We start from the raw sequence: 20,110 nt of genomic DNA on the forward strand, positions 1-20,110 counted from the left end.
GGTCTCCTCATCCAAGCCGTTCTTCGGCCCTGATTTCTACATCGCCATTCCGCCGTCAACGCGTACAACCTCGCCCGTAATGTAGGAAGCCGCATCGCTCGCCAAAAAGCGCACCACGCCGGCCACTTCCTCGGGGCGCGCCATGCGCTTAAGGGGAATCTGCTCCTCGGTTGCCGCACGAACCTTTTCCGAAAGCTTTGCCGTCATATCTGTCTCGACAAACCCGGGGGCGACCGCGTTCACTCGTACACCGCGGGGCGCAAGCTCGCGCGCCACCGCCTTGGTCAGGCCGATCAGGCCCGCCTTGGAGGCAGCGTAGTTGGCCTGCCCGGCATTGCCCATCAGGCCCACAACCGAGCTCATGTTGACGACGCAGCCGCCGCGCTGGCGCATAAAGGTCTTGGTGAGCGCGCGCGTCGTGTTAAACGTTCCTTTAAGGTTGACATCGAGCACGCGATCGAAGGCGTCATCGCCCATGCGCATGAGCAGGCCATCGCGGGTGATGCCAGCGTTGTTGACGAGCGCCCAAATGGAGTCAAAGTCGTTGAGGACCGCTTCCACGCACGCGTTGACGGCAGCGGGGTCGGCCACGTCGCATTGATATGAGCGCGCCGTGGCGCCAGCCGCCTCGCAGGCGTCGCACGTCTCGCGCGCCGCATCGACGCTGCCGGCATAGACGACGGCGATATCGTAGCCATCCTCCGCCAGACCGATAGCGCAGGCGCGGCCGATACCCCGCGAGCCGCCCGTGACCAGTGCCACGCGACGTGAGTCGTTGCGCTCGAGCGCGCCATTGTTCAAGTTGCCCATGTCATTCCTTTCGGGTTACAGCCCTGTGGACTATGCGAGCTCGTCGGCAATAGCTGCGACCTGCTCGGCCGTCTCGCACGAATACACACGAACGTCGCTCAGCGTACGCTTGACCAGGCCGGACAGCGTTTTGCCGGGGCCGACCTCAATAAATGTGTCGATGCCTTGATCCTGCAGAGCATGCAGCGTATCGACCCAGCGTACGGCATGGCTCACCTGATTGGCCAAGACATCCGATGCCGTCTGGGGATCCGCCGGATAGGGCGCCGCTGTCATATTTGCCAAAACAGGAATGAGCAACGGGGACGGCGCGTGACCGGCCTCAATATATGCGGCAAGGCCACAGGTCGCCTCGGCCATATAGGGGCTATGAAATGCACCCGACACCGCGACCTTCATGGCGCGGCCGCCAGCCTCTTTTACTAGGACGTCGAGCTCCTGCAGCGCCTCGGGCGCTCCGGCCACAACCGTCTGCTGTGGGCTGTTGTAGTTGACTGGCCAGCAGTCCTCGCCGGCCTGTTTTGCCAGGCCCTCGACTTGCGCCGCATCGAGCTTGATGACGGCGCGCATGCCGCCCGGATGGCGCTCGGCAGCCGCGGCCATCAGCGCCGCGCGCTCGCACACGAGCTCAAAGCCCGCTCGCGTATCGAACGCCCCCGCAAAGGTGAGCGCGGCGACCTCGCCCAGCGAGAATCCCGCACAGGCGGCAGGTACCACGCCGCGCTCACGCAGGGCGGCAGCCGCTGCCAGGTCGTGCACGAACACGCAAGGCTGCGTGTTCTCGGTCTGCGAGAGCTCCTCCTTGGAGGCGCTCCGGCACTGCTCGCTCGTCCCCGGGCGCACCTCATCGGCAATGGCGAACACCTCGGCAGCCGCCGGCGATGTCTCGATCAAGTCGACGCCCATCGCGGGGTGCTGGGCACCCTGGCCGGCAAACAAAAACGCTACGCCACCCATGCGCACGCACCCTTCAGGACGTGCTCGGCGCCATCGACCAGGTCGTCAACGATTTCGCGTGCGCTCTGGCGCTCGTTGACCATGCCGGCAATCTGTCCACACAAAAACGAACCCTCTTCGTAGTTGCCGTCCTTGGCGGCCTTACGCAGCGCACCGGTTCCCATAGCACCGAGCTCCTCGGCACTCGCGCCGGAACCCTCGCTCTTGGCATAGGCGTTGGTGAAGGGGCTCTTGAGGGCGCGCACTGGATGTCCCGTCGAGCGACCGGTCGCACGCGTCGAAGTGTCGTTGGCCTTCAGGACCATCTCTTTGTACTGCTCCGAGACGGTGCACTCGTCTGCGACCAGAAAGCGCGTACCCACTTGCACGCCTTCGGCGCCCAGCATAAAGGCGGCCGCCACGCCGCGGCCGTCGGCAATACCGCCGGCGGCCACAACGGGAATGTCGACCGCATCGACGACCTGCGGCACCAGTGCCATCGTCGAGGTCTCGCCAATATGGCCGCCCGATTCGGTACCCTCGGCAACAACCGCCGTGGCCCCGCGACGCGCCACGAGACGCGCCAGCGCCACCGAGGCAACGACCGGGATGACCTTGATGCCCGCCTCGTTCCACGCCTTCATGTACTTGGCGGGATTGCCGGCGCCCGTCACGACGACCGGCACTCGCTCGTCAATCACGACCTGCGCGACCTCGTCGGCAAACGGGCTCATGAGCATGACGTTGACGCCAAAGGGCTTATCCGTCTTGGCGCGCAGCTCATGAATCTGGTCGCGAAGCCAGTTGGCGTCGGCGTTCATGGCCGCGATGATGCCTAAGCCACCCGCCTCGGACACTGCGGACGCCAGCGAGGCATCGGCAATCCAGGCCATACCGCCCTGGAACACGGGCTTTTCGATGCCGAGCAGATCGCAGAGAGGAGTCTTGAGCATCTCTACTTCTCCAATGCCGCCTCGACCGTATCGGCGAACTCGCCGACCGTCTTGGGGTTCTCCTCGGTATCGAGCTGGATGCCAAACTCGTCCTCGACGGCGACGAGGATCTCGACGGTGCCCAGGCTGTCGAGACCAATCTCCTCGAGCGTGGACTCGGGCTTCATCTCGACATCGTCAAGACCGGCGGTCTCGCGGATAACGTCGCAAACGCGCTCGAAGGTCTTCTGATCTGCCATGGTAGTTCTCCTTTGTTTGTGCCCTAGGGGCGTTTTTTCCTATGTGCAACTACTTCCAACGAAGCAGATAGCCACCTATATCCAGGCCGGCGCCAAATCCAACGAGGGCGATGGTGTCGCCCGCATTCAGTGCGTCGGTGCGTGCCAGACGGTCAAACGCAAAGGGAATGCAGGCGCTCGAAATGTTGCCGGTCTCGCGCAGCGTTCGAACCACGCGCTCATCTGGCACGCCGAGGCGCTTGACCGCCTGACTCAGGATTCGTTCGTTAGCCTGATGGAATACAAAATGGTCGATGTCTTCGACCGAAATGCCCGCATCGCCCGCAAGCTTATGGACCGTGTCGCAGATGGCGTTGACGCCGAACTTGAACACGCGGCGGCCATTCATGGACAGCACGCTCTTGCTATCTGCGGAAGCCTTAAACGGCGAGGTGCCGACCAGACCGGGAACGTGTAACGTCTCGACGTCGGGCGCCGTCGAAAGCTCAACGGCAAGGGGACTGTCTCCCCCAGCCCCAATCACTGCGGCGCCTGCCCCATCGCCAAAGAGCACGCAGGTGGCGCGGTCGGTCCAGTCGAGCGCGCGCGTCATCTGCTCAGCAGCAACGATAAGCACGCGCTCGGCACGACCGCGCTCGATATAGCCCTCGGCGACATCGAGCGCAAACACGAAGCCGGCACAGGCCGCCGAGACATCGAAGGCAGGGCACGCCGCTCCTAGTCGCTCAGCAACGGCACACGCCTCAGCGGGAACAAGGTGGTCACCCGTCGTCGTCGAGCAGACGATCAGATCCAGCTGGCTCGCGTCGATTCCGGACACCTGGAGTGCCCGCTCGCTCGCCGCTACGGCAAGGTCGTCAAGTGACTCGGTGGTACAGACGTGGCGGCTCTTGATACCTGTGCGGGTAAAAATCCACTCATCCGAGGTATCGAGGAACTCAGACAGCTCGTCATTGGAAACACTGCGCTCAGGAAGCGCCGAGCCTGTTCCAAGAATCGTGAAACCCATCACTAGCCTCCTTTGAGTTGTTGACGTGTTTACATCGACCAAGAGAGGATAGCGCATTTTAGTCGTTGTTGACGTGTTAACATTAAATTGTCCAAATGCGACAAAGGCTTCACATTGTGTCTATCTCTCGACACCATTACGCGATTGCCTTATTAACTTAGGAGGTAGCAACCGTTATGGATGCCAAATTAACGATAGTCGACGTAACCGGATCGACCAACGATGACCTGCTCGAAGCAGGAAAACAGGGAGCGCCGCACGGCACAGGACTTGCCGCCCGGGCTCAAACAGCAGGACGCGGCCGGCGCGGGCACAAGTGGGACTCAACCGTCGGCAACTTATTGCTTTCGATTGTCCTGCGCCCATGCGTTAATCCTGCAAAGTTCTCTGGTCTTGCCGCCGTCAGCGGCCTAGCGGTGCTTGAAGCACTCGAAAAGCAGGGTCTTGCAAACGAGATTCGCCTTAAATGGCCCAACGACCTTGTCGCGCGAGGACGCAAGCTCGGCGGCATTCTGGTCGAGGCCGCACGCGATAACGAAGGCAAACCTTTCGCCGTCTGCGGCATTGGCGTCAATGTGAACTATGCGCCCCAAGAGGTGCCCGATGGCGGCCTGCCGGCAATCGGTCTCTCGGATCTCAACGAGAGCGTACCTGCCGTCGACATGCTCCTCGATGAGGTCTATCACGCAGTTATAGACGCTGCAGATGCCTGGGCAGAGCGCCTCAACGCCAAGGAAGAAGATGCCGGTCCGCTCGCGCCCGTCCACGACGAATATATCGCCCACCTCAATTGGATTGGGGAGCACGTTATCGCCCGTTCCCCTGCCGGCGACGAGCTGGCACGCGGCATCTTTAAAACCGTCGATGGCTTTGGTCGCGCGTGTATCGAAACGGAAGGCGGTTTGCGATCCTTCCATTTTGAGGAGGCATCGCTGCGTCCCGCGAGCGAATAGGGCGCCACAGCCAGCCGCTCGGCAGCCTTATCCGGCGGTCCAATCCCATCATGCTAAACAAAAGGGCCCCGCTACCGTAACGGCAGCGGGGCCCTTTAAGCTATGAGCGATATCGCTTAGAGCTTGATGTCGATGTCGACGCCAGCGGGGAGGTCGAGACGCATGAGCGAATCAACGGTGCCCGAGGTGGGGTCGAGGATGTCGATGAGGCGCTTGTGAGTGCGCATCTCGAACTGCTCACGGGAGTCCTTGTTCACGTGCGGCGAGCGGATAACCGTGTACAGGTTGCGCTCGGTGGGCAGGGGGACAGGACCGGAAACGCGAGCGCCGGTCTTCTGAGCGGTCTCGACGATGAGCTTCGCGGACTGATCGACGACCTCGTGATCATAGCCCTTGAGGCGAATGCGGATCTTCTGGGTAGCCAACTTAAACCTCCAAAGAGTGCGAGAGATGTTCTCGCGGATTACGTAACAGGGAGCTCGAACTTAGGCGTTCTTGCTCATGACCTCGTCCACGATGGACTTGGGCGCGGGCTCATAAGAGTCGAACTGCATCGTGTAGGATGCACGGCCCTGGGTCTGGGAGCGAAGGTCGGTAGCGTAACCGAACATCTCGCCCAGCGGCACCTTGGCACGGATGAGCTTGGTGTTCTTGCGATCCTCCATGCCCTCGATCTTGCCGCGGCGACCGGAGAGGTTGCCCATAACGTCGCCCATGTACTGCTCGGGGGTCTCGACCTCGACAGCCATGATCGGCTCGAGCAGCTGCGGATCGGACTTCTTGAGGGCGTCCTTGATAGCCATGGAACCGGCGATCTTGAAGGCGGCCTCGGAGGAGTCGACCTCGTGGTAAGAACCGTCGAACAGGGTGACCTTAACGTCGAGGACCGGGAAGCCGGCGATAACACCGGTGTTCAGGGCCTCCTGGATGCCCTTGTCGATGGACGGGATGTACTCCTTGGGCACGACGCCGCCGACGATAGCGTTGACGAACTCGTAGCCGAAGCCCTCCTCCATCTTCTCGAGCTTGATGACGGCATGGCCGTACTGACCGCGACCGCCGGACTGACGGACGAACTTGCCCTCAGCCTTCTCGACGTCGTGACCAGCGGTCTCGCGGTAGGCAACCTGGGGCTTACCAACGTTAGCGTCAACCTTGAACTCACGGAGCAGACGGTCGACGATGATCTCGAGGTGCAGCTCGCCCATGCCGGCGATGATGGTCTGGCCGGTCTCGTGGTTGGTGGACACCTGGAAGGTCGGGTCCTCCTCGGCGAGCTTGGTCAGAGCCAGGGACATCTTGTCCTGCTCGGCCTTGGTCTTGGGCTCGATGGCAACGTCGATAACGGGCTTAGCGAACTCGATCTTCTCGAGGACGATCTCCTTGCCCTCGGCGCACAGGGTGTCGCCGGTGGTGGAGTTCTTGAAGCCGACGCAAGCGACGATGTCGCCGGCGGCAGCGTCGTCACGGTCGATACGCTCGGCGGCGTTCATCTCGAGGATGCGGCCGAGGCGCTCGCGCTGACCGTTGGAAGCGTTGACAACGTAGGAGCCGGACTCGGCGCGGCCGGAGTAAACGCGGACGTAGGTGAGCTTACCGACGAACGGGTCGGTCATGATCTTGAAGACCAGGCCGGAGAAGGGCTCGTCGAAGGAAGGATGACGCTGGATCTCCTCGCCGGTGTCCGGATCGGTACCGGTGACGGCCTCAACGTCGAGCGGGCTGGGCAGGTAGTCGACGACAGCGTCGAGCAGCTCCTGAACGCCCTTGTTCTTGTAGGCGGAGCCCACGAAGACGAGGTTGAGCTCGTTGGCCAGAACGCCCTTGCGCAGAGCGGCCTTAAGCTCCTCGACGGTGAAGTCCTCCTCCATGAGGATCTTCTCCATGAGCTCGTCGTCAAAGCTGGCAGCAGCGTCAAGGAGCTCCTCGCGCTTGGTGGCAGCGATGTCGGCGAACTCAGCCGGGATCTCGTCCATCGGCTCGGGGTAGGTCATACCCTTCTCGTCGGCCTTGAAGTCCCATGCAGTCATGGTGACCAGGTCGATGACGCCCCAGAAGTTGTCCTCGGCGCCCATCGGGACCTGAGCGGCCACGGCGTTAGCGTCGAGACGATCCTTCATGGTCTCGATAGCGTTGAAGAAGTCAGCGCCCACGCGGTCATACTTATTGATGAAGGCGATGCGGGGGACGTTGAAGGTAGAAGCCTGACGCCAAACGGTCTCAGACTGGGGCTGAACGCCGGCAACGGCGTCGAAGACGGCGACAGCGCCATCGAGGACGCGCAGGCAGCGCTCGACCTCGGCGGTGAAGTCAACGTGGCCCGGGGTGTCGATGATCTGGATGCGGTAGTCCTTACCGTCCTTGTTCCAGAAGCACGTGGTAGCAGCGGAGGTAATGGTTACGCCGCGCTCCTGCTCCTGAACCATCCAGTCCATGGTGGCAGCGCCCTCATGGACCTCACCGATCTTGTGGGTCTTACCGGTGTAGTAAAGAATACGCTCGGTCGTGGTGGTCTTACCGGCATCGATGTGGGCCATGATGCCGATGTTACGGGTATCGGAAAGCTTGTACTTAGGCTTAGCCATGTTAGTTCCTTACCTTAACTTACCAACGATAGTGAGAGAACGCGCGGTTGGCCTCGGCCATCTTGAAGACGTCCTCACGCTTCTTAACGGAAGCGCCCAGGCCGTTGGAAGCGTCGAGGATCTCGTTGGCGAGACGCTCGGCCATGGTCTTCTCCTTGCGAGCGCGGGAGAAGTTGACGATCCAGCGGATACCCAGAGCGGTGGAACGACGGGAGTTGACCTCCATCGGGACCTGATAGGTAGCGCCACCGACACGCTTGGGCTTAACCTCGAGCGTGGGCTTGACGTTGTCCATAGCCTTCTTGAAGGTAGCGAGAGCGTCGCCACCCTCAGACTTCTCGGCAACGATCTCGAAAGCGGTGTAAACGATGCGCTCAGCGGTGGCCTTCTTGCCGTCAAGAAGGACCTTGTTGATGAGCTGAGTCACCAGGCGGTTGTTGTAAACGGCGTCAGGCTGAACCTCACGACGATTAGCTGCTGCACGACGCGGCATGTGAAATCTCCTTAAGTGTCTACCGTGCGGCGCTTAGGCGGCACACGGCGAAAGTATCAAAACGTTATCTGGCTTATTTGGCCTTGGGGCGCTTAGCACCGTACTTGGAACGGGCCTGCATACGGTTCTGGACCGGAGCAGCGTCGTAGGCGCCACGGATGACGTGATAACGGACACCAGGGAGGTCACGGACACGACCGCCGCGGACGAGCACGATGGAGTGCTCCTGCAGGTTGTGGCCCTCACCCGGGATGTAAGCAGTAACTTCGATGCCGTTGACAAGGCGAACACGGGCAACCTTACGAAGAGCCGAGTTCGGCTTCTTGGGGCTCGTGGTGAAGACGCGGGTGCACACGCCGCGCTTCTGGGAGTTGTGCTGCAGAGCAGCGTTCTTGGACTTCTTGGGCACGGAACGACGGCCCTGGCGAACCAGCTGGTTAATAGTAGGCAAAGCGTACTCCTTCTCGAATGATTCCAGCTTTCTGTAAAGTGCAACGGCTTGAATCGAGGGGTCAGCATCCCCCTACGAAACACGCAGTTCGATAGGATACGTGGCGTTAGCTGTGCCGTCAACAGACCACGCCGCCGGGCGTATCCCAAAATTAGCACATTTCCGCAAAGCCTACACAAAAGGAATCCCTTTCTGTGCGCGGGGGTGGATTCCCGGACCGGGCGGCGCGGGGGTTAAGTTTGCTGCTCTACAGTCCTGACTCGCACGGAGAGCACATTAAGTGCTCTCCGGCTCGTGCGGAACTCGCGACAAACTTAAGCCGCCGGCCGCCCGGGCCGGGAATCCGACGTGCTCGGCGGGGCAACGCTACCCGCCAAAAAGGGACAGGTTTATTTTGTTCGGTTTTATCTGGTGAAACGTCGCGCTCCAGCGGTAATCTGCTCTCATCTGACGCATGGAAATCGGCGGCGTTTCCATTTAACGCAAAAGAGGCCGCTTCCCCTAGTAGGAAGCGGCCTCAGACCTTACGAATAGACGATGGTAAAGGGTACTTTTGTTTCGGTCTCCCCTGTTGACGTGCACCTCGTGCCCTCAAGCGTTACTGAGACCACTTGTTCGACATCAATCAACTTCGTTGGCACCCAGATGTTCTCTCCGCTATTGCGCCCATAAGAAAAATATAAGTTGAACACCCCTGCGTCGTCATCTTCGATAATCTGCTCCGATCCATCCTTGTAGCTGACGGTCAGCTTATTATCAACTGCTTCATAGCCCAAATCATCGATGTGCGTCTGGATGGAAAACGGGCTAATCTCAAGAGGCGAGTCACCGGAGCGGAGTTCCTTTGTATCGACGTACGCTCCAATATTGAACTCGGGTGTCGACGCCTCAAACCGCCTCGCACTCTCACCTTCACCCTCGGTCCAGTGGATATTCCAGGTGACCGCATGTTGCAAATCTCGCTCGCGATCCATAGCGGCAAAGTACATCGTGCCATTAATGACAGTATCGCTTGCTGTGTCCTTATCAATTGTGCTGCGTGTGTCAGGCCATTCCTCGCCGAACTTCATATCGGGCGTGCCGATGCCCTGTTCTTCTTCACCATAGAGAACAAGTTCGCCAATCTCTGCTGCTGGCTTGTAGTAGTTAACTCCATTTGGATTGGACAACGTAAACGTCACGGCTCCGCAGCCGTTTTGGTCGATTGCCATCTCATGGATATCAAGCGTATAGCCGTTACCCTCGACGGACAGATTAACCTTCTGGACTGTGCCCTCCAGGCTTTGGGGCGCGATGCCATCGCCAAACTCTCTGGTGTAGGTATATTTAGTTCCCGATGAGCCGCCGTTGGTCCAGGTAATGGAATCCCCGTTGCCGTGGTTTCCCCAGGCTGAGGCAAAATAGCTGGAATTGACAACGGCGTAGGCGACCCCTCCGGTCGCCAACACTCCGGCAAGACATCCGATAACCGCAACATAGAGGGGCTTAGCATGACCCCTTTTGCGAAGCGGCTCGCCTTCAGCTGCATTAAGAACGCGATCTGCAAGATTGCTATCGGCTTGGATGGACTCGAAGGCCTGCTTGATTTGATTGGATTTCACGGTCGCCCTCCTCTAGGATGAATTTGAGCTTCGATCGACCGCGAGCTAAACGCGTTCGAACGGTCGCGGCTGGTACATGCAACAACTCGGCAATCTCTGAGGTCGAAAAGCCTAGATAGTAATAGAGCACGATGGGAACACGGAATCGTTCCGGAAGTCGCATAACGTCTGACAGGACCACCTTGGTCTCATCCTGCGCTGCCGAGAGTGAATCGGCCAAGTTCTCAATATCCTCTATGCGCCTCCATGGCTTTCGAAAGAGCGATTTGCATTCATTGATCGTGACCCGAATAAGCCAGCGACGAAGATGCTCCCAACTTTCAAAGTGTCCATCGCTTTTGAGCAACTTAAGAAAGACATCTTGGGCAACATCGTCGGCATCGGCACGATCGCGTAGGTACGTCAATGCGATCCGAAACACGACATCCCGGTAATCTTCGACCGCCTGTCTAAATGCTTGTTCTTCCATAATCACCTCCCGGTGATGCTGATGTTTCTTGCTGAGGCCCTCACCATAGATACGCTTTGACCGAACGAAATGTTTCAAATTCAAGCAGGAATAACCTACCAAAATAAACCTGTCCCTTTTTGGTAGGTTTTCTTCAACAAAAAAGACCCGCTCCCCTGTTGGGAAGCGGGTCTTTGGAAGGACGGTTAACGTACTAGGAAATTACTCCTCGTCGTTGTCCTTGGCCTCTTCGGCGTCGTCGGTGTCCACGAGCTGGTTGAGCAGCTCGTCGAGGGAAGCCATGTCCTCGTTGATCGCGCCGTTGGCGGGAGCCTTCTTGTCGTCGATCGGGGCGCCCAGGAGCTCCTCGTCGGCGTCGGCGTGATGCGTCGGAGCGGAGGTACCCAGCAGGATATCGTCCGGACCGTCGGGGCTAAAGACCATCTGCAACAGCTGCGAGAGGTCTTCCTCGTCGGCAACGTCGTCGTTGTTCTCGAGGATGTAGAGCAGGTCGTGGGCCTCCAGGCCGTCACGGAGCTCCTCGATCGCCTTGGCACCGATGCCATCGATGCGCAGCAGATCCTCCTCGGACTTGCCGACCAGGTCGCCGACCGTCTCGATGCCGACCTCGCTGAACTTGTTGGTCCAGCGCTGCGACACGCCCAGGTCGTCGAACAGGTACAGGCGAGCCTTCTCGGCGGAGATGGTGTGGCCGTTGCGGGTGAACGAACCGTCAGCACCGCCGAACTCGTCGTAGCCGGCCCAGTCGAGCTGCTGCGGGAGCTGCTCGTCCAGGTCCTTGAGCTCCACAGGAGCCCACTCAGGCAGCGACTTGGCATTGGGCGAAGCCGGACCGTCGATGTCGACATAGCCGTCGGCCGTGCGATACGTCAGCTTGGCGTTGGCGTACGGCTTGAGGCCGGTACCAGCCGGGATCTTCTTACCGACGATGACGTTGGACTTAAGGTCGAGCAGGTGGTCGACCTTGCCCTCAATGGCAGCCTCGGTAAGGACGCCGGCAGTACGGATGAACGAAGCGCTCGACAGCCAGGAGTCGATGTTGGACGCGACCTTGAGCGTACCCAGGATGACGGGCTCGGCCACGGGAGCCTGACCGCCCAGACGGGCAACGCGCTCGACCTCGTCGGCGAACTCGTAGCGGTCGACGTACTGACCAAGCAGGTACTTGGAGTCGCCGGGGTTGGTGATCTGAACGCGACGCAGCATCTGACGTGCGAGCACCTCGATGTGCTTGTCGTTCAGGTCGACGCCCTGGCTGGTGTAGACGTCCTTGACGCTCTCGACGAAGGTGTGCATCGTCGACTCGATGTCGGTCAGCTTGCGCAGGTTGCGGAAGTTGACGAAGCCCTTGGTGATCTGGTCGCCGGCGCGAACCTCGCAGCCGTCCTCGATCTCGGGCATGAAGCGCACCGAAGCGGGAACGCGACGCTCGTCGAGGACACGGGTGTGATCCTCGGAGTCGGTGAGCGTCAGCACGTACTCGGACTTCTCGGGCTTAATCGAGAGGTGGCCGGAGTACGGGGCCAGCTCGGCCTCGCGACCCAGAATCTTCTCGTTGACGTTGCCGACGATATCGAACATACGGCTGACCGTAGGCAGACCCTGCGTAATATCGTCGACGCCAGCGACGCCGCCGGAGTGAATGGTACGCATCGTAAGCTGCGTACCGGGCTCGCCGATGGACTGGGCGGCAATAATGCCGACCGCGGTACCGATGGCGACCGGACGACGGGTGGAAAGATCCCAGCCGTAGCACTTCTGGCACACGCCGTACTTGGAGCGGCAGGTGAGCAGCGCGCGAAGCTTGACCTTCTTAAGGCCCGCATCGACCATCTTCTGGATGTCGGCGACCTTCTCGATGTAGCCGTCCTGCTCAAAGAGCACGGTGCCATCGGGAGCCACGACGTCCTCAATGAAGCAACGGCCGACGAGGTCGGTGTTGAGGTCGGTGGTGCCGGGGATGATGAGGTTGTAGGTGACGCCCTCGTGCGTACCGCAGTCCTCCTCGCGGACGATGACGTCCTGGGCCACGTCGACCAGACGACGGGTCAGGTAACCAGAGTCCGAGGTGTGGGATGCGGTATCGACCAGGCCCTTACGGGCGCCGTAGGTCGAAATGAAGTACTCGAGCGGCAGCAGGCCCTCGCGGAAGTTCGCCTTAATGGGAAGGTCGATCGTCTCGCCGGACATGTCTGCCATCAGGCCACGCATACCGCCGAGCTGACGCAGCTGGGTCTTAGAACCACGGGCGCCGGAGTCGGCCATCATGTACAGCGGGTTCTCCTCGTCGAACATGTCGAGCATGAGCGCTGCAACCTTATCGGTACAAGCGGTCCACTCGTTAACGACTTCGATGTGGCGCTCCGTCTCGTTGATGAAGCCCTCCTCGAAGTACTCGTTGATCTGGTCGACGTTGGCCTGGGCGCGGTCGAGCAGCTCCTGCTTCTCGGCAGGGATGAGAGCGTCCCACACCGAGATGGTGAGGCCGGCGCGGGTAGCGTAGTGGAAGCCGGAGTACTTGATGGCGTCGAGGATCGGGCCGACCTTGGCCTCGGGATAGCGATCGCAGCAGTCCGCAACCAGCTTGGCCACGTCGCCCTTGACCATCTTGTAGTTCATGAACTCGTAATCTTCGGGCAGGCACTGGCGGTTGAAGATGATGCGGCCGATAGAGGTCTCGAAGCGCGCGGTCTTGTTGCCGGTGACGTCGTAGTCGACAAACTCGTTCTTGCCGTTCTTGACGCGGAAGATACGGGTGCCGTCCTCGTTGATGACGTTGGCATCGGCAGCGGACACGCGGACCTGGATCTTGGCCTGCATGTCGACCTCGGAGCGGCAGTCATAGGCGTGCAGCGCGTCGTCGAAGCTCGAGAACACGTGGTTCTCGCCCGGCAGACCCTCGCGAACCTGGGTGAGGTAGTACACACCGATGATCATGTCCTGCGAAGGAATGTTGACCGGCTTGCCGGATGCCGGCGAGCGCAGGTTGTTCGCAGAGAGCATGAGCACGCGGGCCTCGGCCTGAGCCTGGCTGGACAGCGGCACGTGGACAGACATCTGGTCGCCGTCGAAGTCGGCGTTGAAGGGCGAGCAGACCAGCGGATGCAGGTGGATAGCCTTGCCCTCGACCAGCACTGGCTCAAAGGCCTGGATGGACAGACGGTGCAGGGTCGGTGCACGGTTGAGCAGCACGACGCGGCCGTCGATGACCTCTTCGAGAATATCCCACACAAAGGTGGCACCGCGGTCGATAGCGCGCTTGGCGCCCTTGATGTTCTCGACCTTGCCAAGCTCGACCAGGCGCTTCATGACGAAGGGCTTGAAGAGCTCCAGCGCCATGGTCTTGGGCAGACCGCACTGGTGCAGCAGCAGCTTGGGGTCGGTAACGATAACCGAACGGCCGGAGTAGTCGACACGCTTACCCAGCAGGTTCTGACGGAAACGGCCCTGCTTGCCCTTGAGGGCCTCGGCGAGCGACTTGAGCGGGCGACCGCCACGGCCAGAGACCGGGCGACCACGACGGCCGTTGTCGAACAGGGCGTCCACGGACTCCTGGAGCATGCGCTTCTCGTTGTTCACGATGATCGCAGGGGCGTCCAGGTCGAGCAGGCGCTTGAGTCGGTTGTTGCGGTTGATCACGCGACGGTACAGGTCGTTGAGGTCGGACGCGGCGAAGCGGCCGCCGTCGAGCTGAACCATCGGGCGCAGATCGGGCGGAATGACCGGGATGACGTCCAGGATCATGTTCGCGGGGCTGTTGCCGCCCGTCAGGAAGGCGTCAACGACCTCAAGGCGCTTGACGGCCTTCTCGCGCTTCTGCTTCTGGGAATCCTCGTCGGCGATGATGGCTTTGAGCTTCTCGGCCTCGGAGGGGAGGTCGATGGCAGCAAGCAGGTCGCGGACAGCCTCGGCACCCATACCACCCTTGAAGTACATGGAGTAGTAACGGGTCATCTCACGGAACAGCGGCTCATCGGAGATGAGGTCGCGCTCGCTGAGCTTCATGAAGGCGTTGAAGGCGTCCGTGCGAAGCTGCTTCTCGTCCTTGCACTCTTCCTCGATGTCGACGATGCCAGAGGAGATCTCCTCGGGGGTCAGCGGCTCCTCGTCGGAGAACTCGTCAAAGTTCTCGGGGTTGCCCTGCTCCTTGAGAGACTCGATCTGGCGGGCGCACTCGGCATCGATCTCTTCCAGATCGGCGGCGAGCTCCTCGCGCAGGTCGTCGGCGTCGGCCTCGCGAGCCTCGTAGTCGACCTCGGTGATGATGTAGCTGGCAAAGTACAGAACCTTCTCGAGGTCCTTGGACTTGATGTCGAGCATACGGCTCATCGGGAAGCTCGTGGGGCTCTTGAAGTACCAGATGTGGGACACGGGAGCGGCGAGCTCGATGTGGCCCATGCGGTCGCGACGCACCTTGGCCGAGGTGACCTCGACGCCGCAGCGCTCGCAGACGATGCCCTTAAAGCGGATACCCTTGTACTTGCCGCAGGAGCACTCCCAGTCCTTGGCGGGACCGAAGATCTTCTCGCAGAACAGGCCGTCCTTCTCGGGCTTGAGGGTACGGTAATTGATGGTCTCCGGCTTCTTGACCTCACCGTGCGACCAGGAACGGATCTGGTCGGCGGAGGCAAGGGAGATCTTTACCGAGTCAAAATCAGTAGCTTCGAAATCTGCCACAGTCAACTACTCCTTATCAGTGGTCGTGGCGGCGACAGCCTCGGCCGCCTCGGCGGTCTCGGCATCCTCGGCCTCGACGTCGGCGTCAACACCGGCGAGCGCAGCCAGGTCGTCGAGAGCAGAGGTCTCCTCGGCGGTCACAGGGGCGGAGGCGTCCTCGTCGGCATCGTGCATGGGCTCGATGTCCAGTGCGAGGGAGCGAATCTCCTTGACGAGAACCTTGAAGGACTCGGGGATACCCGGGACCGGGACGTTCTCGCCCTTGACGATGGACTCGTAGGTCTTGACGCGGCCCACGGTATCGTCGGACTTGACGGTCAGGATCTCCTGCAGGACGTTGGAAGCACCGTAAGCGTACAGTGCCCAAACTTCCATCTCGCCGAAGCGCTGGCCGCCGAACTGGGCCTTGCCGCCCAGAGGCTGCTGGGTAACCAGGCTGTAAGGGCCGGTCGAACGGGCGTGGATCTTGTCGTCGACCATGTGGCCGAGCTTGAGGATGTAGGACGTACCCACGGTAATGGGCTCGCGGAACTCCTCGCCGGTGCGGCCGTCGAACAGACGGGTCTTGCCGCGCTCGTCAAGCTGGGTGACGAACTCGGGACGCATGTGATCGCCAAAGGCAGCGGTGGCCTTGTTGAGCATGTTCTTGTTGGCACGACGGATGACCTCAGCGATCTCGTCCTCCTTGGCGCCGTCGAAGACGGGCGTCGCGGTGAAGAACGGACCGGGGACGTACTTGTCGGAGTCGGCCTGCTCGGTATCCCAACCGCACGCAGCAGCCCAGCCAAGGTGGCACTCGAGCAGCTGGCCGACGTTCATACGCGAAGGAACGCCCAGCGGGTTGAGGATAACGTCGATCGGGGTACCGTCAGCCATGTAGGGCATGTCCTCGACCGGCAGAACGTTACAGATAACACCCTTGTTGCCGTGGCGGCCGGCGATCTTATCGCCCTGCTGGATCTTACGACGCTGGGCGACGTAGACGCGCACCTGCTCGTTGACGCCGGGGGCCAGGTCGTCGCCGTTCTCGCGGCTAAAGCGGACGACGTCGATGACGCGGCCGTAAGCGCCGTGAGGCATCTTAAGGGAGGTGTCGCGGACGTCGTGGGCCTTGGCACCGAAGATGGCGCGCAGCAGGCGCTCCTCGGCGGTCAGAGCGCTCTCGCCCTTAGGCGTGACCTTGCCGACCAGGATGTCGCCAGGGCCGACCTCGGCGCCGATGCGGATGATGCCGTCCTCGTCGAGGTTGGCAAGCATGTCCTCGGAGAGGTTCGGGATCTCGCGAGTGATCTCCTCGGGGCCGAGCTTGGTGTCGCGGGCGTCGATCTCGTGACGGGTGATATTGATGGTCGTCAGCAGGTCCTCGGCCACCAGGCGCTCGGACACGACGATACCGTCCTCGTAGTTAAAGCCTTCCCACGGCATGTATGCCACGGTGAGGTTCTGGCCCAGTGCGAGCTCGCCATGATCGGTCGAAGGACCGTCGGCCAGAGGCTCGCCCTGCTCAACGGTGTCACCGACGCGCACGAGCGGACGGTGGTTGATGCAGGTGGACTGGTTGGAGCGCTGGTACTTGGCCAGGTGATACTCGTCCATGCCGCCGGCATGCTTGACGATAATCTTGGAAGCGTCGGCAAAGATGACCTCGCCGGCGTTCTTGGCCAGGGTAACCTCGCCAGAGTCCAGGGCGGCGCGACGCTCCATGCCGGTACCGACATAGGGAGCGGCAGGGTGAACCAGCGGCACGGCCTGACGCTGCATGTTGGCGCCCATGAGCGTACGCTTGGCGTCGTCGTGCTCAAGGAACGGAATCAGCGTGGCTGCGACGGAGAGCATCTGACGCGGCGAGACGTCCATGTAGTCGACGTCCTCGACAGGCACGTCGGCGGGAGCGCCGAAGGAGCCGTCGAAGTCGCGGGTACGGGCGATCACGGTGTGCGGGCGGACAAGCTTGCCCTCGGCATCGGTCGTGATGAACTCGTTGGTCTTGGGATCGAGCGGCGTGTTGGCCGGCGCAATGACGTGCTTCTCTTCCTCGTCAGCGGTCATCCAGTCGATCTGGTCGGTGGCAACGCCGTTCTCGACGCGGCGGAACGGAGCCTCGATGAAGCCGTACTCGTTGACGCGGGCGTAGAGGGCGAGCGAGCCGATCAGGCCGATGTTGGGGCCTTCGGGGGTCTCGATCGGGCACATGCGGCTGTAGTGCGAGTTGTGAACGTCGCGGACGGCCGTCGGCACGTTGGTGCGGCGGCTGGAGCCGGACTTGTGGCCGGCAAGACCGCCAGGGCCGAGTGCGGACAGACGGCGCTTGTGGGTCAGACCGGTCAGGGGGTTCGCCTGGTCCATGAACTGCGAGAGCTGCGAGGAACCGAAGAACTCCTTGATGGAGGCCACGATCGGGCGGATGTTGATGAGCGACTGCGGGGTGATCTCGTCGATGTCCTGGGAGCTCATGCGCTCACGGACAACGCGCTCCATACGGCTCATGCCGATACGGAACTGGTTGGCGACGAGCTCGCCGACGGTGCGGATGCGGCGGTTGCCAAAGTGGTCGATGTCGTCAACCTTGAAGCCCTGCTCGCCGGCAGCGAGGGACAGCAGGTAGCGCAGCGTCGCGACGATATCCTCGTCGGTGAGCACTGTGACCTCTTCCTCGGTGGTGAGGTTGAGCTTCTTGTTGACCTTGTAACGACCGACGCGGGCCAAGTCGTAGCGCTGCGGGTTAAAGAGCAGGCCCTCGAGCAGGCTGCGGGAAGCGTCCACGGTGGGAGGCTCGCCCGGGCGCAGGCGACGGTAGATCTCGATAAGGGCGTCCTCGCGAGTGAGAGCGGTGTCGCGCTCCAGGGTGTGCTTAATCACATCGGAGTTGCCGAGCAGCTCGATGATGTCGTCATTGGTGACGGCGATGCCAAGGGCGCGCAGGAACATCGTGGCGCTCTGCTTACGCTTACGGTCGATGGAAACCATGAGCTGGTCGCGCTTGTCGACCTCAAACTCAAGCCAGGCACCGCGGGACGGGATGATCTGGGCCTTGTAAATCTGCTTGCCCGAATCCATCTCGGAGCTGTAGTACACGCCCGGGGAGCGGACGAGCTGCGAGACGACGATACGCTCGGTACCGTTGATGATGAAGGTGCCCTGATCGGTCATCATGGGGAAGTCGCCCATGAAGACGAGCTGCTCCTTGATCTCGCCGGTCTCCTTGTTGGTGAGACGAACGTCGGTCAGAAGCGGGGCCTGATAGGTCATATCCTTCTCGCGGCACTCCTCGACGGTGTGCGCGGGGTCGCCGAACTGATGCTCGCCGAAGGTAACCTCGAGAACATGGTTCTGGCTCTGGATGGGGCTGGATTCCTTGAACGCCTCACGAAGGCCCTCGTCCTTAAAACGCTCAAAGGATTCCCTTTGAACAGAGATAAGGTTGGGGAGCTCCATGGCCTCCGGGATTTTCCCGAAGCTGACGCGCTTGCGCTCAGTGGCAGTGTATGCGTAGGTCACCAGGTTTTTCCTCCTTCACGGAAATGCTCGGTGGGTTGGCGAGGCATAGCTTCGCCAGTTATCGCAACCTAATAGTTTATCAGGTACCGACCGTTGGGCAAGAAAAGCCTTGACGCGATTGAGTTTTTGGAGTAGCAAAGTTTTTCGACAGAAAACACGCAGGTAGATGTATATGTATCGAACATCTGTTCATATATTTTCTGTGAACAGAGAGCCGGCAATCGCAGCTCTTATAAAAAACGGGCGCGAACCGAGGTCCGCGCCCGTAAATGTCGATGCCCGAAGGCTTACTTGCGCATCAATCCGCCGCGCTCGTCGATGGCGTCCCAGAAGGCGCTGGCAAAGCGAGGATCGCTTGCGGCCATGAGGGCGTTGGTGGCCATCCAGCCAGACGGGGTGCCGGTGTCGTAGCCCGACAGCGGGTCGATAACGACAGCGTACATAGCCTCGCGATCGAGCGAGCGGGCCATGGCGTCGGTCAGCTGGATCTCGCCGCCCTTACCGGCCTGCTGATCGGCCAGCAGGCCCATGACCAGCGGGCTCAGCAGGTAGCGACCGACGATGTACAGGTTGGACGGAGCCGCCTCGGGAGCGGGCTTCTCAACCAGGCCGCCGATGCGCCAGACAGCGCCCGGCTCTGCATCGGCAACGTCCTCGGCACCCTCGAGCGAACCGACGCGCTCGCCGGCGATAACGCCGTAGCGGCTGGCTTCCTCGGGTGAGCAAGCAGCGACGGCGATAACCGAAGCGCCACCGTACTCCTTGGAAACGGCGAGCATCTTGTCGCAGATGTCGCGGTTAGGCACAACGTAGTCGCCCAGAAGAACCAGGAAGTTCTCCCCTGCCACGGCGTCGGCAGCAGAGCGAATAGCATGGCCGAGGCCCTTGGGCTCGTACTGATAACGGAAGTCGACCGGCATACCGCCAGCGTGGGCGACGGCATCGGCATAGGCGTTCTTGCCGCGCTCGCGCAGCAGGTTCTCGAGCGAGCGATCGGGCTGGAAGTAGTTCAGTAGCTCGGGCTTACCGGGAGAAGTAACGATGATGGCATCGTCGACTTCCTCGGGGTCGAGCGCCTCCTCGACGACGTACTGAATGACGGGCTTGTCGAGCACCGGCAGCATCTCTTTGGGCGTGCACTTGGTGCCAGGCAGAAAACGCGTGCCAAGACCGGCGGCGGGGATGATTGCCTTCATGTTATTCAAAGATCCTTTCGCAGGCGCAAAAGCGCCCCATGCGTGCGGCACACAGCCGCAGACCAAATTGCGATACCTAAGCATCTTACCGCTGGAACTATATGTCGCTACAAGGCAGAGACAATTCTTCAGCAGGTCAACGCAAATTATTGCTCGAATGGTGCAATTTTATTGCCCAACGGCAGGGCGCCCGATACGACGCAAATCACAAAATATGGCAGTTTGGGCAACCGATGCCGA

15 protein-coding genes are annotated in these 20,110 nt (G+C 60.9%); 1 reads left to right on the forward strand and 14 read right to left on the reverse strand.

Annotated elements, in window-relative coordinates; all coding sequences use genetic code 11:
- Positions 1-36 precede the first annotated feature (36 nt).
- From fabG to I2G40_RS05600, 5 genes are read right to left on the reverse strand one after another with little or no spacing between them, the layout of a single operon-like run.
- Positions 37-810 carry a 3-oxoacyl-[acyl-carrier-protein] reductase gene (gene fabG, locus I2G40_RS05580; RefSeq protein ID WP_195544439.1) on the reverse strand — a complete coding sequence of 258 codons (774 nt, stop codon included), beginning with the start codon at positions 808-810 and terminating at the stop codon, positions 37-39.
- 30 nt (positions 811-840) lie between these two features.
- Positions 841-1,767 carry an ACP S-malonyltransferase gene (locus I2G40_RS05585; RefSeq protein ID WP_138113093.1) on the reverse strand — a complete coding sequence of 309 codons (927 nt, stop codon included), beginning with the start codon at positions 1,765-1,767 and terminating at the stop codon, positions 841-843.
- On the reverse strand, positions 1,755-2,699 hold the full coding sequence (gene fabK, locus I2G40_RS05590) for an enoyl-[acyl-carrier-protein] reductase FabK (RefSeq protein WP_006235020.1): 945 nt from the start codon (positions 2,697-2,699) through the stop codon (positions 1,755-1,757). Before fabK ends, I2G40_RS05585 begins: the two co-directional genes overlap by 13 nt.
- Positions 2,700-2,701: 2 nt before the next feature.
- The gene (locus I2G40_RS05595) at positions 2,702-2,938 is read right to left on the reverse strand and encodes an acyl carrier protein (protein WP_006235019.1); all 237 of its coding nucleotides are present in this window, start codon (positions 2,936-2,938) and stop codon (positions 2,702-2,704) included.
- Positions 2,939-2,987: 49 nt separating this feature from the next.
- Positions 2,988-3,947 (reverse strand): 3-oxoacyl-ACP synthase III family protein, encoded by a 960-nt coding sequence (locus I2G40_RS05600; protein WP_138113095.1) that lies wholly within the window; start codon positions 3,945-3,947, stop codon positions 2,988-2,990.
- Between the two features lie 176 nt (positions 3,948-4,123).
- Between I2G40_RS05600 and I2G40_RS05605 the strand changes: the two genes are divergently transcribed.
- Positions 4,124-4,900: a biotin--[acetyl-CoA-carboxylase] ligase gene (locus I2G40_RS05605; protein ID WP_138113097.1), complete on the forward strand. Its 777-nt coding sequence runs from the start codon at positions 4,124-4,126 to the stop codon at positions 4,898-4,900.
- Between the two features lie 116 nt (positions 4,901-5,016).
- Here the strand turns inward: I2G40_RS05605 and rpsJ are convergent, their stop codons facing one another.
- The 9 genes from rpsJ to I2G40_RS05650 form a co-directional block, all read right to left on the reverse strand.
- A complete protein-coding gene (gene rpsJ, locus I2G40_RS05610) occupies positions 5,017-5,325 on the reverse strand; it encodes a 30S ribosomal protein S10 (RefSeq protein WP_022094184.1) in 309 nt (102 codons plus the stop codon).
- 60 nt (positions 5,326-5,385) lie between these two features.
- Complete coding sequence (gene fusA, locus I2G40_RS05615; protein ID WP_138113099.1) at positions 5,386-7,485, reverse strand: elongation factor G; 2,100 nt, start codon at positions 7,483-7,485, stop codon at positions 5,386-5,388.
- A 19-nt stretch (positions 7,486-7,504) separates the two neighbouring features.
- Positions 7,505-7,978, reverse strand: coding sequence for a 30S ribosomal protein S7 (rpsG, locus tag I2G40_RS05620; protein ID WP_006235013.1), 474 nt, complete (start codon positions 7,976-7,978; stop codon positions 7,505-7,507).
- A 73-nt stretch (positions 7,979-8,051) separates the two neighbouring features.
- Positions 8,052-8,429, reverse strand: a complete 378-nt coding sequence (gene rpsL, locus I2G40_RS05625) for a 30S ribosomal protein S12 (RefSeq protein ID WP_006235012.1) — start codon at positions 8,427-8,429, stop codon at positions 8,052-8,054.
- Positions 8,430-8,953: 524 nt separating this feature from the next.
- Positions 8,954-10,030, reverse strand: a complete 1,077-nt coding sequence (locus tag I2G40_RS05630) for a DUF4179 domain-containing protein (protein WP_195544440.1) — start codon at positions 10,028-10,030, stop codon at positions 8,954-8,956.
- Positions 9,981-10,499 carry an RNA polymerase sigma factor gene (locus I2G40_RS05635; protein WP_138113103.1) on the reverse strand — a complete coding sequence of 173 codons (519 nt, stop codon included), beginning with the start codon at positions 10,497-10,499 and terminating at the stop codon, positions 9,981-9,983. Before I2G40_RS05635 ends, I2G40_RS05630 begins: the two co-directional genes overlap by 50 nt.
- A 201-nt stretch (positions 10,500-10,700) precedes the next feature.
- Positions 10,701-15,176: a DNA-directed RNA polymerase subunit beta' gene (locus tag I2G40_RS05640; protein ID WP_195544441.1), complete on the reverse strand. Its 4,476-nt coding sequence runs from the start codon at positions 15,174-15,176 to the stop codon at positions 10,701-10,703.
- 6 nt (positions 15,177-15,182) lie between these two features.
- On the reverse strand, positions 15,183-18,674 hold the full coding sequence (gene rpoB, locus I2G40_RS05645; protein ID WP_324252573.1) for a DNA-directed RNA polymerase subunit beta: 3,492 nt from the start codon (positions 18,672-18,674) through the stop codon (positions 15,183-15,185).
- 287 nt (positions 18,675-18,961) lie between these two features.
- Positions 18,962-19,870: a UTP--glucose-1-phosphate uridylyltransferase gene (locus tag I2G40_RS05650; RefSeq protein ID WP_195544442.1), complete on the reverse strand. Its 909-nt coding sequence runs from the start codon at positions 19,868-19,870 to the stop codon at positions 18,962-18,964.
- Positions 19,871-20,110: the final 240 nt, after the last annotated feature.

The sequence above is a fragment of the Collinsella aerofaciens genome (genome assembly GCF_015558785.1).
GTDB lineage: Bacteria > Actinomycetota > Coriobacteriia > Coriobacteriales > Coriobacteriaceae > Collinsella > Collinsella aerofaciens_P.